This window comes from Dehalococcoidia bacterium (assembly GCA_025054935.1).
Lineage (GTDB): Bacteria > Chloroflexota > Dehalococcoidia > SpSt-223 > SpSt-223 > JANWZD01.
This window is the reverse complement of the sequence record JANWZD010000008.1, coordinates 56,247-70,725: the sequence shown is the minus strand read 5'-3', so window position 1 is coordinate 70,725 and position 14,479 is coordinate 56,247. Positions and strand designations below refer to the sequence as shown.

General features: G+C 69.8%; 14 protein-coding genes. 5 read left to right on the top strand and 9 right to left on the bottom strand.

The window, feature by feature from the left end; translation table 11 throughout:
- The first annotated feature begins 225 nt into the window (after positions 1–225).
- Entirely contained in the window at positions 226–1,572 is a 1,347-nt protein-coding gene (locus NZ773_10010; GenBank protein MCS6802257.1) for a DUF4147 domain-containing protein, read from the top strand.
- Between the two features lie 3 nt (positions 1,573–1,575).
- Here the strand turns inward: NZ773_10010 and NZ773_10005 are convergent, their stop codons facing one another.
- Complete coding sequence (locus tag NZ773_10005; protein ID MCS6802256.1) at positions 1,576–2,241, bottom strand: response regulator transcription factor; 666 nt, start codon at positions 2,239–2,241, stop codon at positions 1,576–1,578.
- 148 nt (positions 2,242–2,389) lie between these two features.
- Here NZ773_10005 and NZ773_10000 point away from each other — a divergent pair, with 148 nt between their 5' ends.
- Positions 2,390–3,373: an arsenic resistance protein gene (locus NZ773_10000; GenBank protein ID MCS6802255.1), complete on the top strand. Its 984-nt coding sequence runs from the start codon at positions 2,390–2,392 to the stop codon at positions 3,371–3,373.
- 56 nt (positions 3,374–3,429) lie between these two features.
- Positions 3,430–4,956 (top strand): YifB family Mg chelatase-like AAA ATPase, encoded by a 1,527-nt coding sequence (locus NZ773_09995; protein ID MCS6802254.1) that lies wholly within the window; start codon positions 3,430–3,432, stop codon positions 4,954–4,956.
- Positions 4,957–4,986: 30 nt separating this feature from the next.
- On the opposite strand, the gene NZ773_09990 is transcribed toward NZ773_09995, so the two are convergent.
- From NZ773_09990 to NZ773_09955, 8 genes are all read right to left on the bottom strand, one after another.
- Positions 4,987–6,075, bottom strand: coding sequence for a glycosyltransferase family 4 protein (locus tag NZ773_09990; protein MCS6802253.1), 1,089 nt, complete (start codon positions 6,073–6,075; stop codon positions 4,987–4,989).
- A 1-nt stretch (position 6,076) separates the two neighbouring features.
- Positions 6,077–7,129 carry a DUF2029 domain-containing protein gene (locus NZ773_09985; GenBank protein ID MCS6802252.1) on the bottom strand — a complete coding sequence of 351 codons (1,053 nt, stop codon included), beginning with the start codon at positions 7,127–7,129 and terminating at the stop codon, positions 6,077–6,079.
- Positions 7,130–7,335: 206 nt separating this feature from the next.
- Positions 7,336–8,409 carry a glycosyltransferase gene (locus tag NZ773_09980; protein MCS6802251.1) on the bottom strand — a complete coding sequence of 358 codons (1,074 nt, stop codon included), beginning with the start codon at positions 8,407–8,409 and terminating at the stop codon, positions 7,336–7,338.
- Complete coding sequence (locus NZ773_09975) at positions 8,406–9,302, bottom strand: glycosyltransferase (GenBank protein MCS6802250.1); 897 nt, start codon at positions 9,300–9,302, stop codon at positions 8,406–8,408. The genes NZ773_09980 and NZ773_09975 overlap by 4 nt, the downstream gene beginning before the upstream one ends.
- 8 nt (positions 9,303–9,310) lie before the next feature.
- A complete protein-coding gene (gene cysS, locus NZ773_09970) occupies positions 9,311–10,474 on the bottom strand; it encodes a cysteine--tRNA ligase (GenBank protein MCS6802249.1) in 1,164 nt (387 codons plus the stop codon).
- 64 nt (positions 10,475–10,538) lie between these two features.
- Complete coding sequence (locus tag NZ773_09965; protein MCS6802248.1) at positions 10,539–10,829, bottom strand: GYD domain-containing protein; 291 nt, start codon at positions 10,827–10,829, stop codon at positions 10,539–10,541.
- 118 nt (positions 10,830–10,947) lie between these two features.
- The gene (locus NZ773_09960) at positions 10,948–11,076 is read right to left on the bottom strand and encodes a hypothetical protein (GenBank protein ID MCS6802247.1); all 129 of its coding nucleotides are present in this window, start codon (positions 11,074–11,076) and stop codon (positions 10,948–10,950) included.
- 29 nt (positions 11,077–11,105) lie between these two features.
- A complete protein-coding gene (locus NZ773_09955; GenBank protein ID MCS6802246.1) occupies positions 11,106–11,762 on the bottom strand; it encodes a winged helix DNA-binding domain-containing protein in 657 nt (218 codons plus the stop codon).
- 1,617 nt (positions 11,763–13,379) lie between these two features.
- Here NZ773_09955 and NZ773_09950 point away from each other — a divergent pair.
- Both NZ773_09950 and NZ773_09945 read left to right on the top strand, forming a co-directional pair.
- Positions 13,380–13,739 carry a hypothetical protein gene (locus tag NZ773_09950; protein MCS6802245.1) on the top strand — a complete coding sequence of 120 codons (360 nt, stop codon included), beginning with the start codon at positions 13,380–13,382 and terminating at the stop codon, positions 13,737–13,739.
- The gene (locus tag NZ773_09945; GenBank protein ID MCS6802244.1) at positions 13,736–13,963 is read left to right on the top strand and encodes a hypothetical protein; all 228 of its coding nucleotides are present in this window, start codon (positions 13,736–13,738) and stop codon (positions 13,961–13,963) included. Before NZ773_09950 ends, NZ773_09945 begins: the two co-directional genes overlap by 4 nt.
- Positions 13,964–14,479: the final 516 nt, after the last annotated feature.

The following is a 14,479-nucleotide window of genomic DNA, read 5'->3' as shown; positions in this document are numbered from 1 at the left end:
GCTATTCACGTCAGCGATCATTCGCCGCTGTCCCGTCACGACAGCTGATGACGCGCGGCTACCCGCGGCAGCGCCGGGAGCGGCGGGCCAGCGCGACCTGCCGGCGGCGGCGTTCCTACCGGAGCGGTGAGGGCTGAGCCGCTCCTTCCCGGTCGCTGCCCTCCTGACGCGGCCCGGGCCTGTCCTGCCAGCAGACACCCTGCACGCTGACGTATCTTTCAAGGAATGAGCGCATCTTCTCGTCCGGCGCCGAGGCAGCCGCCGGCCATCCTCAGCACCCTTATCCAAGCGGCGCTCGCCGCCGCCGACCCGGCAGCGGCGGTGCAGCGGGCGCTCTCGGTCCGGCGCGAGACGCTCGCCTTCGGGTCGCTGCTGCTTCCGCTGCGCAGCGTGCGGCGTATCCTCGTGGTCGGCGCGGGCAAGGCGGCTGCGCCGATGGCGGCTGCCGTCGCCGACCTGCTTGCGCCCCGACCAGTCGAAGGCGTGGTGATCGTGCCCTCCGGCTACGCCGCCCCGGCGGGGCCGATCACCGTCCGCGAAGCCGGCCATCCGGTCCCCGATGCAGCCGGACTGCACGCCACCGCCGAGATCCTCAGCCTGCTCGCCGGTGCCGATGAGCGCGACCTTGTGATCGCGCTCATTTCGGGGGGAGGCTCGGCGCTGCTCGTCGCGCCGGACGACGGTCTTGAGCTGAGCGACCTCGTCGTGACGACCGAGGCGCTCTTGCGCTCGGGCGCGCCGATCGCGGCGGTGAACGCCGTCCGCAAGCGCTTGGACCGCGTCAAGGGCGGCGGACTGGCACGCGCCGCTGCGCCGGCGACGCTCATTGGGCTGGTGATCTCCGACGTGATCGGCAGCCCCCTCGATGTTATCGCCTCAGGTCCCACCGTCCCCGACCAGTCGACCTGGCAGGAGGCGGCCGAGGTTGTGGCGCGCTACCGGCTCGAGGAGGCACTGCCGCCCCGCGTCGTGGACCGGATCCGCCGTGGTGCGGCCGGACAGGGAGCGCCGCCGCTCACCGCTGCTGACCCTGCTTTCGCGAAGGCGCGCACCGCCGTTATCGCCGACAACCGGCTTGCGGCGCAGGCCGCCTGCCGCGCCGCCAAAGAGGCAGGGTTTGCAACGCTGCTGCTGACGACATCGCTCGAAGGAGAAGCGAGCGCTGCCGGACGCGTCCTCGCAAGCGTGCTGCGCGAGGCGCGGGCGAGCGGCGCGCCCTTGCCGCCGCCGTGCTGTCTTGTCGCTGGCGGCGAGACGACCGTGACCGTCCGCGGCACGGGACGGGGCGGCCGCAACCAGGAGCTGGCACTCGGCGCAGCACTCGGCCTCGCCGGCATCCCGGGCGTCCTGCTCGCGAGCATCGGCACCGACGGCCGCGACGGGCCGACCGACGTTGCCGGCGCCTGGGTCGACGGCGAGACAGCGGCGCGGGCAGCAGCGCAGGGGGTCGATGCTGCCGCAGCGCTCGCGAGCAACGACTCCTACGCCTTCTTCGCGGCGGTCGGCGGCCACATTCGGCTCGGCGCGACGCGCACGAATGTGAACGATCTCGTCTTCTTGATCGCGTTCTAGCAGTCAGGAGCGGGGGACGTCGATCAACCCATGACGAATGGCAAGGGTGAGCACTTCCAGCTTCGAATGCGCATTGAATTTATGCATGATGTTCTGGAAGTGCGTCCGCAAGGTATGCGGGCTGATGACCAGTTTTTCTGCGATTGTCGCTGCGTCGTTGCCGGCGGCCAGTTCTTGCAGCACTTCGAGCTCACGTTCGGTCAAGCGCACCGGCGGCGCGCCGCCATTGCCTCGCCGATGCCGCTCGCGGAGGTCGGCGAGCAACCGGCGGAGGCGGGGGCCAGCAAGCAGCATCTCGCCCTGGTGGGCAGCACGCACCGCGCCGATGACATCTTCAAGGGCATTTTCCTTCTGGATGAACCCGCTCGCCCCGGCATCGACGGCGTCGAGGACCGCCCGGCTGCGCTCCGTCGCCGTCAGCATCACCACTTTCGTTTCGGGGCGAGCGGCCCGGATCTCGCGCGTGGCAGCGACCCCATCCCGCCCCGGCATCTGGATGTCCATGAGCACAACGTCCGGCTGGAGACGTGCGGCTTCGCGGATAGCGCTCTCGCCGTCGTACGCAACCCCCACCACCTCCAAATCCGGCTCATGGCTGAGAACGTCGCGCAGCGCCTGGGCGACCAGTTGATGATCGTCGGCGATCAAAACACGGATCGGCGCAGTCACCGCTCTCCTTGCGTGTCCTCCCGGGTGATGGCGTGCCGGCGCAGTCACTCTACCCCCCCTCACAATCTCTCGTCAAGGATGAACCCGTCCATCAGCTCCCGCCGCGCAAGCGGGGAGAGGCCCAGATGATCGCGCTGGCGGAAGAGAAGTGAAGCGGCTGTCGCGAGAGCAGCTTGAGCGCGCGCAGCTGGGAGTATACACAGCTGCGCTGCTTGCCGGGGCGGGGATGGGAACCGCGCTTCCCTCCCACTCGCCTCTGTTTGCGAGCCTCATCACTCCCGTGCTTGGCGCGCTGCTCTACACCACCTTTCTCCAGATCCCCTTCCAAGCCCTCCGCCGCTCTGTCGTCAACCGCCGCTACCTCGCAGCAACAGTTACGCTGAATTTCGCTGTTGTACCGAGCGTCGTCTGGCTGCTGGCGCGATTTGCGCCGCAGGACCGCGCTATTGCCGTTGGGGTTGCCCTCGTTCTGCTCACTCCTTGCGTCGACTACGTGATCGTCTTCACGAAGCTCGGCGGCGGTGACGACCGCGTGGTCCTCGCCTCGACGCCCGTTCTGATGCTGTTGCAGCTCTCTCTCCTGCCGTTCCTGCTCTGGGTCGTTCTCGGTGACATCGGGATCGAGGTCGTAACGGCCGGCCCGGTCCTTGAAGCCTTTGTACTGCTGATTGTGCTGCCGCTGGGCGCGGCGATCGCTACCCAGCGCTGGGCGACGCATTCCCCGCGGGGGAGGCAGTGGGCAGCCGCGCTGGAGTGGCTCCCCGTTCCCCTCCTTGCCCTCACGCTGCTGACGGTGGCGGCGGCGCAGGTTCCGCTGCTTCGCGGGTCGCTCTCCGTCGTCGCCGGCGTTATCCCGCTCTACGCCGCATTCATCGTCATCATGGGCGGGCTCGGACGCCTCGGAGCGAGCCTCTTCGGGCTGACCGTCCGCGAGGGACGAGCGCTCATCTTCAGCGCCGTCACCCGCAATTCGCTGGTTGTGCTTCCCCTTGCCCTCGCCTTGGAAGCCGGCTACGAGCTCACCCCCAGCGTAGTTGTCACCCAAACCTTGGTTGAGCTGGCAGGGCTGCTCATCTTGGCGCAGGCGGTTCCGCGCTTGATGCCGGCGTCAGCCCGCTGCGAGCGGCCGTAACCCACGCCCCTCTGCCGCCGCTCCGGCAGCCGGTGCGCCGTGGTACACTGGCAGCCATGTTCGCCAAAGTGCGTTCGGCGGCAGTGACCGGCCTCCAGGCCACGCTCGTCTCGGTTGAGGTCGATATTACCAACGGGCTCCCTGCCATGCACATCGTGGGCCTGCCGGATGCGATGGTGCAGGAGTCCAAGGAGCGTGTCCGCGCTGCCATCCGCAACGCCGGCGCAAGCTTCCCGCTGAAGCGGGTTGCCGTCAACCTTGCTCCTGCCGACATCCGCAAGGAAGGCCCCGCCTACGACCTGCCGATCGCGCTCGCCATCCTTGCTGCGACCGGCCAAGTGCGCCTTGACCGCGAAGACCGGCTGTACCTTGGCGAACTTTCCTTCGAGGGCGATATCCGGCCGACGAACGGCGTGCTGCCGATGGTGGCGCTCGCCCGCGCCGAGGGGATCGAGGAAGTGATCGTGCCGTCGGCGAATGCCGCCGAAGCGGCGCTCGTGGCCGGCGTCCGGGTGCTGCCCGCCGACCACCTCGCTACGATCATGCACCATCTCGCCGGCACCGCCCCGATTGTGCCGCTCACCCCCCAGGACCCTTTTGCCCTTGCAGACGACGCTGACGAAGCAGTTGTCGACTTCGCCGAGATTCGCGGGCAGGAGCATGTCAAGCGAGCGCTCGAAGTGGCCGCGAGCGGCGCCCACAATGTCCTGATGACCGGGCCGCCCGGCAGCGGGAAGACCCTGCTCGCCCGCGCGCTCGCCGGGATCCTGCCGCCCCTCACCCTCGACGAGGCGCTTGAAGTGACCAAGATTTACAGCGTCGCCGGCCTCGTTCGCCCTGACCGACCGTTGATCCGCCGGCGGCCGTTTCGCGCGCCGCACCACACCACCAGCTACGCGGCGCTCGTCGGCGGCGGGCGCAAGCCGGGACCGGGCGAGCTCAGCCTTGCCAACCGCGGCGTTCTTTTCCTCGACGAACTGCCGGAGTTTCCGGCCAACGCTCTCGAAGCGATGCGCCAGCCGCTCGAAGACAAGGTGATCACAATCAGCCGCGTTCAAGGCTCGGTGGAATATCCCACCAACGTGATGCTGGTCGCCGCGCAGAACCCGTGCCCCTGCGGCTACGCCGGCGACCCGGCGCGCTTGTGCAGCTGCACGCCGGCGATGATCCAGCGCTACGCAAAGCGCATCAGCGGACCCCTCCTCGACCGGATCGACATCCATATCGAGGTGCCCCGTCTCGAGTACGAGAAGCTCGCCGATAGCCGCCGCGGCGAGCCGTCCGCCGCCATCCGCGCCCGCGTCAGCGCCGCCCGCGAAAAGCAGCGCGCCCGCTTCGCCGGCACAAAACTCGTCGCCAATGCCGAGATGGGCCCGGCCGAGATCCGTCAGTTCTGTCAAGTCGAGCCGGCGGCCGCGGCGATCCTCAAGACTGCCGTCGCCAAGCTGCACCTCTCGGGCCGCGCCTACCACCGCGTCCTGAAACTGGCGCGCACCATCGCAGACTTGGCCGATGCCGAGACGATCGGCGCGCCTCACGTCGCCGAGGCGCTGCAATATCGCCCGCGTCGCGGCGACGCGTAAGCGAGGTCCAGCCGGCTGCCAGCGCGCCCCTCAGCCGCTCTGCCTCGCCCGACGGCCCCGAGACACCCCGTCGTCGAGCACCGCCCGGTAGACCGCGACTGTCTCGCGGGCGGTGCGATCCCAAGTGAAGCCGGCTGCGCGGGCGCGCCCGCGTGCCTGAAGCGCGGCTCGGAGAGCGCCGTCAGCGAGCAGCCGACTGAGCGCCGCAGCAAGGGCTGGCGGGTCGTCCGGCGGAATGAGGAGGGCGGCGTCGCCGGCAACCTCCGGCAGCGCGCCAGCCGTCGTCGTGACCACTGCCGCGCCGCAAGCCATCGCCTCAAGGACCGGCAGGCCGAACCCCTCGTAGCGCGAAGGCAAGACAAACGCCTCAGCAGCGGCGTAGAGCGCGGGCAGGTCCTCGTCCGGCACATAGCCGAGCCGCCGGACCCGCGCTCCAAGGCCGTGGCGGGCGACCCGCGCCGCCACGCGCTCCCAATTCCAGCCGACCTTGCCGGCAAGCGCCAGCACCGCCCGCCCCTCGAGGAGTGCGAGCGCATCGACGAGGGTGTCGATGCCCTTGCGGGGCTCGAGCGTGCCGACGGAGAGCAGAAACGGCTCGGCCAGCCCGTAGCGAGCGCGGACAGCCGCGACGCGCTCGGGCGGGGGAGGAGAAAAGAGCGGGTCGACGCCGAGCGGCACGACAGCAATCGGCGCGCGGACGGCCGTCAGGCGGAGAATGTCGCGGCGCGTCGCCTCTGAGTCCGCGATGATGGCATCGGCGAAGCGGAGGGTGAACGGCAGCCAGCGCGCCCAATAGAGCCGCGACACCGGCGGCAGGATCTTTGGAAAGAGGGCGCCGATCAGGTCGTGCACGGTTAGGACCACCGGACAGGGCGCGCGCGCCGGCGCGTCGAAGCCCGGCACGTGGAGCAGGTCGGCACCCGTGGCACGCCGCGGGAGCTCGAGCTGCTGCCACCACAGCCGCCGGTCGGTCCGCATTACGAGGTCCCGCCCGGCAGAGACCTCGCGGATCAGCAGTTCCGGCGCAGTCCGGCGCAGCGCTTCGACGAGGCGCGCCGTGTATTGGCCGATGCCGGTCCGCTGGCCGAGCGTCGACTGGACGTCGATGGCGATCTCCATCTCACTGCTCCTTGCTGGGCGCGCTCGTCAGCACCGCGAGCCAGAGCGTCGCCGCCGCGAGCATTCCGAAGCTGAGCAGCAGCGGCGACGGCGCGACGAGCAGCGTCAGCGGCTTCCAAAAGCGGTGCACGCCGAGGAACAGCGCGGCCAGCGCCAGTGCAAGCGCCTCGCGCCCGGCAAGCAGCGCCTGCCAGTGCCGCGCGCGCTGCCGTGCCGCCGCAAGCAGGAAGAGCACCGGCAGGAAGAGGAGCACAAGATAATGGTCCCAAACGAGCGGGGTCACCAGCAACGCCGCGCTGACGAGGAGCGCCGCCCCAAACGGCGCGTCTGGCGACCGCCGCCAGAGCATGACGACAGTCGTAGCGAGAACGGCCGCCGCCAGCCCCCATCCGACCGGTGCGGCGAGCGCGGGCAGGTCGAGGAGGGCGGGAAAGGCAACAAGTTGCGGGTCGTCGGCGGTGAACGCCGAATAGCGATGCTGGCTGGGAATGAGCAGCCGCCCCACGACCGCCTGGATCGACTGGTTGGCAGGCGGGCGCGCCGCCGCTGAAGCTGATGGCAGAACGACCGTCAGATATTCGGCCGTCCGGGCGGGGCCGGCGAGCGCAAGCCCAGCGACCCCGGCGAGGAGGCCGGTAAGCGCGGCCGCGAGCAGCTGCCGGGTCTGCCGCGCCCGCGCGAGAGCAAGGAGCATGACCGCGGGAAACAGTTTGATCGCGCTTGCCGCACCGATCGCGACGCCAGCAGCGCGCGGCAGCGCGACTGCCGTCGCGAGGAGCGCATACAGCAGCGCGTTCACCTGGCCGTAGAGCAGTGTCTCAAGGGTCGGCGGCGCGATGAGGGCGAGGAAGGCAGCGGCAAGCGCGCTCCGCTGCAGCCCGAGCGACCGCGCTAGGCCGAGGGTCGCCGCTGCGACGAGGACGACATTCAGCAGCAGCCATCCGGCCCGCGCGAGCGGGTAAGGGAGCAGCGCGGCCGGGCGGGCGAGGCCAGCGAAGATGGGCGGGTAGAGATAGGGGGTAGCAAAGGTGTAGCCGGACGCATCGAACGGCACGCCGATTTGCGCCGCGACACGGTCGAGCGCCGACGGGTCAGAGGGCGATTCGCCGAAATTCAGCGCCGCGCCCGCGACGTAATAGACGGCGAGGTCCGGCTGCTCCGGAATGGCCAGCAGCGCAGGCAGGACGCGCGCCGCGCCGAGCAGCCAGAGCGCGAGCGCAAGCAGCCCGCTCCCGGCGGTAACACCTGCCCGCAGACCGGTCAGCCCGCCACCGCCAAGACAAGCGCTTCCGCCCGACGGACATTCCGTTCGGCGTCGTACTCCCGTTCGGCGAGACGCCGGCCAAGGCGCCCCAGCTGCGAACGCAGCGGCGCGTCGCCGAGCAGCCGGAGGATTGCCGCCGCCAGCGCTGCTGGGTCGCGCTCGGGGACAAGCACCGCCCCGGCGCCCGGGGGAGTGTACTCTGGGATCGCGCCGCTCCACGTCGTGACCACCGGCACGCCGCAGGCAAGCGCTTGGAGATTGGTCATCCCGACCTGCTCGGCCCACTTCGGCGTCGTGCGCGAGGGCGAGACGACAAGAGCCGAGCGACGCATCACGGCCGGCAGCTTCCGGTTCGGGACGACGCCGAGGAGCACCACCCCGCCGATCGCGCGCGCCCGCCGCTCCGCCTCGCCTCGCGCCGGACCATCTCCGGCGATTGTCAGCTGTGCCGCCGGCAAGCGCGCTCGCACCTCGGCGAAGGCATCAAGCAGGTCGGTGATCCCCTTCTCCTCATGCAGCCGGCCCGCGAACAGCAGACGCGGCGCATCGACTGCGGGCCCGGGCGAGAACTCCGCGAGATCGACGCCCCATGTTCCCCAGAGCAGCCGCCGCAGCCGCGCCGGCGAGGCGCCGGCAGCGAGCGCGTTCCGACGCGCTCCCTCGTTCAGGACAACGACGACGCGCGCGGCGCGGAAGATCAGTCCGGCGGCGGCACGCACCGCCGGGGCGAGGCGGCCGAACTTGACCTCCCACGGACGGTTCTCGAAGGTGACGGCGAGCAGCGGCGTCGCCGTCAGCCGGCAATAGGCGAGCGCGGCAAGGCTCGCGGGAAGGAGCCGCGCCGCAACTGGCTCCGGCGGCTGGACAACATCGGGCCGCAGCGCGGCGAGCTGGGCGACAAGGTCAGCCGGCGAGCGGTACCAGCGCAGCCCGGCATCGCCCTCGAAGTCGCGGTAAGTCGACCGGCGCGCCAGGTGCGCGATCTCGACGCGGCGGAAGAAGCGCAGCGGGTCGATCAGGTCGCGCCGGACGTCGGTGCTGACTAGCGCCAGCCGCGGCCGGCGGCTCACGGGCGGCGAGACGGCAGCGGCACGCGCCGCTGGCCGCTGCGCCGGAACTGGCGCACGCCCTCGACCGCGCCGCGCCAAAACAACGCCTGACGGCGCGCCAGCGTGCCGAGCCCGCCGCGGCGCGCCCGGTCACTCAGAGTGGAGGTCCGGCACGTATTCCAGAGCACGCGCCAGAAATCGAGGCCGCCGACGTTGTTGCTCGCGAAATACCCCGTGTTGCGGCAGGAGGAAAGGTCATCGCCTTGGTCGCGGACGGCGGCGCGGATGCCGCCGGTCGGCGCGTAGCGGTGGATCAGCCAGGCGGCCGGGTCGACGACGCTCCGAGAGCCGAGCCGCCGCACCGCGAAGCAGGCGTCTTCCTCATCCGCGGCGGGGTTGCCCGTCAGCCGCTGGTCGAACCCGCCGGCGGCAAGAAGCGCGGCGCGGCGGAACGACACGTTGCAGCCGCGGCCGAACGCGACGTCCCGCCGGTCGACGCGGTCGCAGCCCTGCCCGGTCGGCGGAGGAGGCGCGGCCAGCGGTCGGCGGACCTCGCGCTGGACCACAACCCGGCCCGCGACGGCGCCGACCGTGCGACCGGCGGAGGGGACGGCGTGGGCGGCGACGAAGCCGGGCGGCAGGGCGACGTCGTCGTCGATGAATAGGATCACCTCGCCAGTCGCTGCTTCGAGGCCGAGAGCGCGCGCCGCGATCAGCTCTGGCCGGCTGTGGCGAAGGTGGCGGATACGTCCCGCGACCTCAGCGAGATAGGCGTCGGTCTCGGGCTCGTGCTCGGGCGTGCCGTCGACGACGACAATTTCGGCCGGCAGCGGCTCCTGGGCCAGCGCGTCGGCGATCGTCTCGCGCAGGAGCGCTTCGCGGTTGCGGGTGGCCATAACGACCGAGACGTTCATTTGGCGGTCTACGACGGACGAAACTGGAGCCCCAGAATGCTCCCGATCTCGCGGATCGCTGCCCCTGCTGGTGCGCCGATCTCAGCCATGGAGCGAAGGGCGGCGATCGCTGCCGGCGTGTTCAGGTCGTCGCGGAGGGCCGCAAGCGCTGCGTCGCGGAGCCGGAGCGCTTGGTCGGTGGGCGGCGACTCGCTGCGGGCGAACAGCGCCAGCTGATCCGCGAGGGCGCGGGCAGCCGCGAGGTCGGCCTCGCGGTGATCCCATCCCTCGCGGTAATGGTGGCTGAGGAGATAGAGGCGAACGGCATCCGGTCCGCTTGCCGCAAGGAGGTCGCGGGTGAAGATCAGGTTGCCCAGCGACTTGGACATTTTGACCCCGTTCAGGCGGACAAGGCCGCAATGCATCCAGAAGCGGGAGAACGGCCGCACGCCGGTCGCCGCCTCGCTCTGCGCGATCTCACTGGCGTGGTGCGGGAAGATGAGGTCGGCGCCACCGCCGTGAATGTCGATCTGCGGCCCGAGATAGTGGCTCGACATGGCGCTGCACTCGATGTGCCATCCCGGCCGGCCGCGTCCCCACGGGCTGTCCCACGCGGGCTCGTCGGGCTGGCTCGGCTGCCAGAGAAGAAAGTCGAGGGGGTTTTCCTTGCCCGGAAGATGCGGGTCGTTCCCTGTCTCCTTTGCGCGCTGGAGCTGGGCTTCCCGGGAGAGGCCGCCAAGCGCGCCATAGCCGGGGAATTTGCTGACGCGGAAGTAGAGCCGGTCGCCGAGGGCGTAGGTATAGCCGCGCGCTTCGAGCGCTTCGATCAGCGCGATCATGCCGTCGATTTCGTTCGAGACATAGGGCTCAACGTCCGGCGGGCGCGCGCCGAGCGCAGCCATGTCCGCGTGAAAGCGGTCCATATTGCCGCGGACGATCTGGCGCCAGTCTTCGTGGATAGCGCGCGCCCGCTCGAAGAGCGGGTCGTCGACGTCGGTGACGTTGCGGATATAGCGCACCGGCGTCCCATCGTGCTCGAGCAACCGGATCAGAACATCGAAGGTGATATAGACGAACGCATGCCCGAGATGGGTCGTGTCGTAGGGGGTCACGCCGCAGACATAGAGCCGAACCGGGATGGATGTCGGCGTAAACGGCTCGACCCTCCCCGTCAGCGTGTTGAACAGCCGCATCGGTTTCCTCGCCCGGCGCGATGCTACCAGATTTCGGCTGGCCGCGCTGCCGGGGCGCGGACGCTTATGCTGTCCGCCCGAGAATCTGGTCCACCTCGTCGAGGGAGAAGGCGCGCAGCGTCGTCGTCCGAACCAGCCCGTCAGCGGCCAGCGCAAACAGCCCCGCCATCACGGCCTGCTCTTCTCCTTCAACGAGAGCAGCCAGATCGTACACGCCCTGGGTCACGTAAAGCGCTTTGACCGTGATCCCGCGTTCCGCCGCGCGCTGGGTCCGCTCGCGCAGGGCGGTCAATGCTGCTTTGATGTCGGCAGCACCCTTCTCCGTCAGATTGCCGAGGATCACGTAGGCGGCCATCGTTCTCCCTCCTCGCCGGGATATCCGACGCATCCCGCGCTCGCAATATCGTGGATCGGATCAGGGGTGTGCGGCAACTCCGCGTCCGCGCGACCGCGCCGCCCGAGCGCCCGCCCCCTCAGGCGAGGAAGCGGGCGATGTCCCGCGCTTCGGCTTCCACGCCGGCTTGGACCTCGGCGGAGAGCGGGAGGAACGGGTCGACGGTGACAGCGCGGATGGCCCGCGCCAGCCGCCAGAGGCCCGCCACCCAGCCATCGACGGCGATCGTCGGACGGATCAGGCCGCCGCCTTGACCTTGCCGGCATGCTCGGCAGCAATAGACCGCTCGCGGTAGCCGAGGAGATCGGTGTCGAACGCCGGCAGCAGCCGGACGACCGGCGGTCCCTCCTCGACGTCCGGCCGATCGAGGAGCCAGGCGGGCCGGCCGTCCGCCGTCACCTCGACGATCCCCCCGCCGATCGCCTCCCAGCCGGCGCGAACGTCGTGGCTGGGCAGCCGCGACCTGGCGGCGAAGTCCTCGGCCCGGGCGGGACCGAAGGCGCGCAGATAGCGGCGCGCCAGTTCGCCGAGGGCCGCCTCGCGGCGCGGAGCGCGCTCGACCGTCGCCCAGTCGTCGAGCAAGATGACCGTTGGCGTGCGGCCAGCGCCCGGCGCGAGCGCGATCACTCCCCGGTGCGCCGCCGCGACGAGCAGGACGACCGGCGCATCACTGGTCGGGTCGAGCGCAAGGCCGTCCGCTGCCAGCCGCGCCAGCAGCGCCGAACGGGAGAGCGGGCCGTTCGCAAGCGCTCGCCGCAGCAGGGCGATGCCGCGTTCGAGCGTCGCGTCGTCCAGGTCGGCGCGCCTTCGCGTCGAGGAGGCGAGCGCAAGCGGCCCGTAGACCGCGAGCAGCCAGCCGAGTCGGCCGTGGGAACGAGATGGAGCGTGCCGCACATCAGCCAGGTGCGGACAACCGACCGCTCCTCGGCGCTCGCGCGCGCCACGTCGGCGGCCGTCAGACCTTCGCTGCGGACGCGGATGCTGAGCGCCGCCGCGTCCGGGTCCTGCGCCTGAATGCCGGCGGCGGCGCCCGCCACTGCCGCAACATCGCTCAAGTGCCGCCAGGCGAGCCCTGGCCAGCGCAGCCGCAGCCGGCGCGTCGCGCGCGCCGAGAGCGCACGCGTCTGTTCTTCTGGCAACGCTCTCGGCGCCGGTCGGGCTCTGGCGCCGCTCGGCTCAGCGCTGCAGTTTGCGCGGGCCATCGGCGTGTGCGTCCTGTCCGCTGTCGCCAGCCAAGGCGCCGAGCGGCGCAGACTGCCCTCATCGACGCCTCTTCGGGCGTATTGTGCAATCTTTGAGATCATCGTGGTGCTGATCAGGCCGGAAGCGCTCTCGTCCACAGTCGTTGCGAGCAATACCTCCGCCTCACCGGCGACCGGTCGAAGCTGCTTCGACCTCACCCGCGGCCGTCGCGGGCCAGGTACGCCAGAACGTCCTCATGGGCCGTGGCCGAAAGCGGCTTCGGTCTCATCCACAGTCGTTGTGAGCCGGGTGTTGGTGCATTGCCCGGCGCATGATGACCGAAAGCGGCTTCGGTCTCATCCACAGTCGTTGTGAGGGGGGTCGTCCCATCTCAAATAGGCGTACATTGCTTCTTCTACGGTCGTTGCGAGGGTCAGGATGTAGGCCTTGCCCACCTCGGCCCAGTATAGGCGTACATTACTTCTACGGTCGTTGCGAGGCCCGCGCAGCGGGCCGTGGCAACCTCGGTCGTGCCAGACCGGCGCCCCAATTTCCAAACCAGCTGCACCATCTGAGGATACGTGCAAAATGCGCCTGAACCCGCGTCCCCCATATCCGAAGAAGGAATTGTTCTCCCCGGTGCGCGGGCATCGTCCTCATCCATAAGGCGCTCCTGCCACGATCGGGATTGCCACGCTCGCTTCGCTCGCTCGCAATGACGTTAAGACCAGAGGCGCGCCGCACGCGCCATGAGGTCACGCCTGACCCCTGCCGCCGGCGCCGCCATGACGCCACGACCCAAGGCGCGCCGCACGCGCCATGAGGTCACGCCTGACCCCTGCCGCCGACGCCGCCATGACGTCACGACCCAAGGCGCGCCGCACGCGCAATGGCAGAAGGCCAGCGGCGCCGCACATACCAAGCTCACAATGGCGGCAAGGCCGGAAGATGCCGGTCGTACCGAGCTCGCAGCGGCAGAAGGCCGCCGGCACCAACCCCACCACACTCGAAGTGAAAAACTAGAGGCGCCTCGACGAGATAACGGCCTCCACCGCTAGGACACGTGCCGCACGCGCCACGCTTGCAACGAAAGACCAGCGGCGCCGCACGCGCCACGCGCAATGACGGGGAGAGCAGAAGGAGACGGTTGGCCGCCGGAGGGGCGCGACGCTCGCATTGGCGGGAAGAGCGGCTGCCTCGTCATTGCGCGCGGTTCGGAATCTAGCCGCACCTTGTCATTCCGCGACCACAAGGCCGGGGCTGCGCCCACTGTTCCCTAGCACCGCCAGCACCGAACAGTATAGAACAGGCGTTCTTTGGCGGTGGACGATGGCGAAGGAGCAATGCATTGAGCCCGGCTGCGGCCGGTTTCGCGTGGCAGGCGGTGAGCGCTGCCGCCGCCACAGCGCGGCTTTTTACCTCGCCGCATTGCCGAGCGAGCTTCGCGCCCTCTATGAGCAAGCAGCTGCCCAGGCTAGCCTTGAGGACGAGATCCGGCTGCTGCGCTCGCTCGTCCACCGCGCCGCGGAAGAGCATCCGAATGACCCTGACTTTCGGCAGAAGTGCGCATTGCTTATCCGCGCAGTGCTCGCCCAGCGCCACCTGACTAAGGGCGCCCGCGAGGACATCGAAAGCAGCGTCTTGGCAGTATTGCGCGGACTAAACGACATGCTCGAGGACGAAGAGTGAGCGAAGCGATCCGCCAAGAGACGCGCCGGCTGGCACGCCGGTTGCGGCCGCGCCGGCTCCATCTCGGCCCTGCGAGCGCTTACGACGCGCTGCTCGACCAGCGCCTCTCCGACCTCGCGGCGCAAGTCGCCGAGTTGAAGAGCCGGCTGAACGGGCTGATCTTCGTCGTCGTCGCTGCTGTCATCACCGACCTCGTGGTGCGTCTCGCGACCGCAGGACGATAAGAGTTCTCTTCTAGAGAGCGTCTCCGCATCGAGCCCCTTCGCTGAGGGGAGCGCGCCAGTTTCTCGGTGACTCTCGGAGCGGGCATGAGGGCGACATCGATCCGGACCTCATTGGACGCAGGACTCCAGTAAGGGCGATTGCTCCGCGACGATCGGGATTGCCGCGGCTGGACACAGGCGCGCTGCTCCGAGGTGCTAGCGTGGAGAGCAACGCAGCGATCGAGATTGCCTCCGCATCGGACTGCAGGCCCATTGGGCGCAGGACCGCAGTGAGCGCGACGATGCCGGTCGGGATTGCCGCGCCCGCTGCGCAGGCCGCGCAACAATGACGATAGGAGAGACACTCCTCATGTCTGCCCGCAGCCGGTATAGCCACTCGCCATGACGGCGGGACGGACACTCCTGTTGATGAGCGAGAGCGCGCAGGACCTTGGGTTGACCTCGGGCCGCAATACGATGGGGCAGCGGCGTTGTGCCTCGGGCGGCAGTGTGTGTGCCCCCACGCCGATGTCGCAG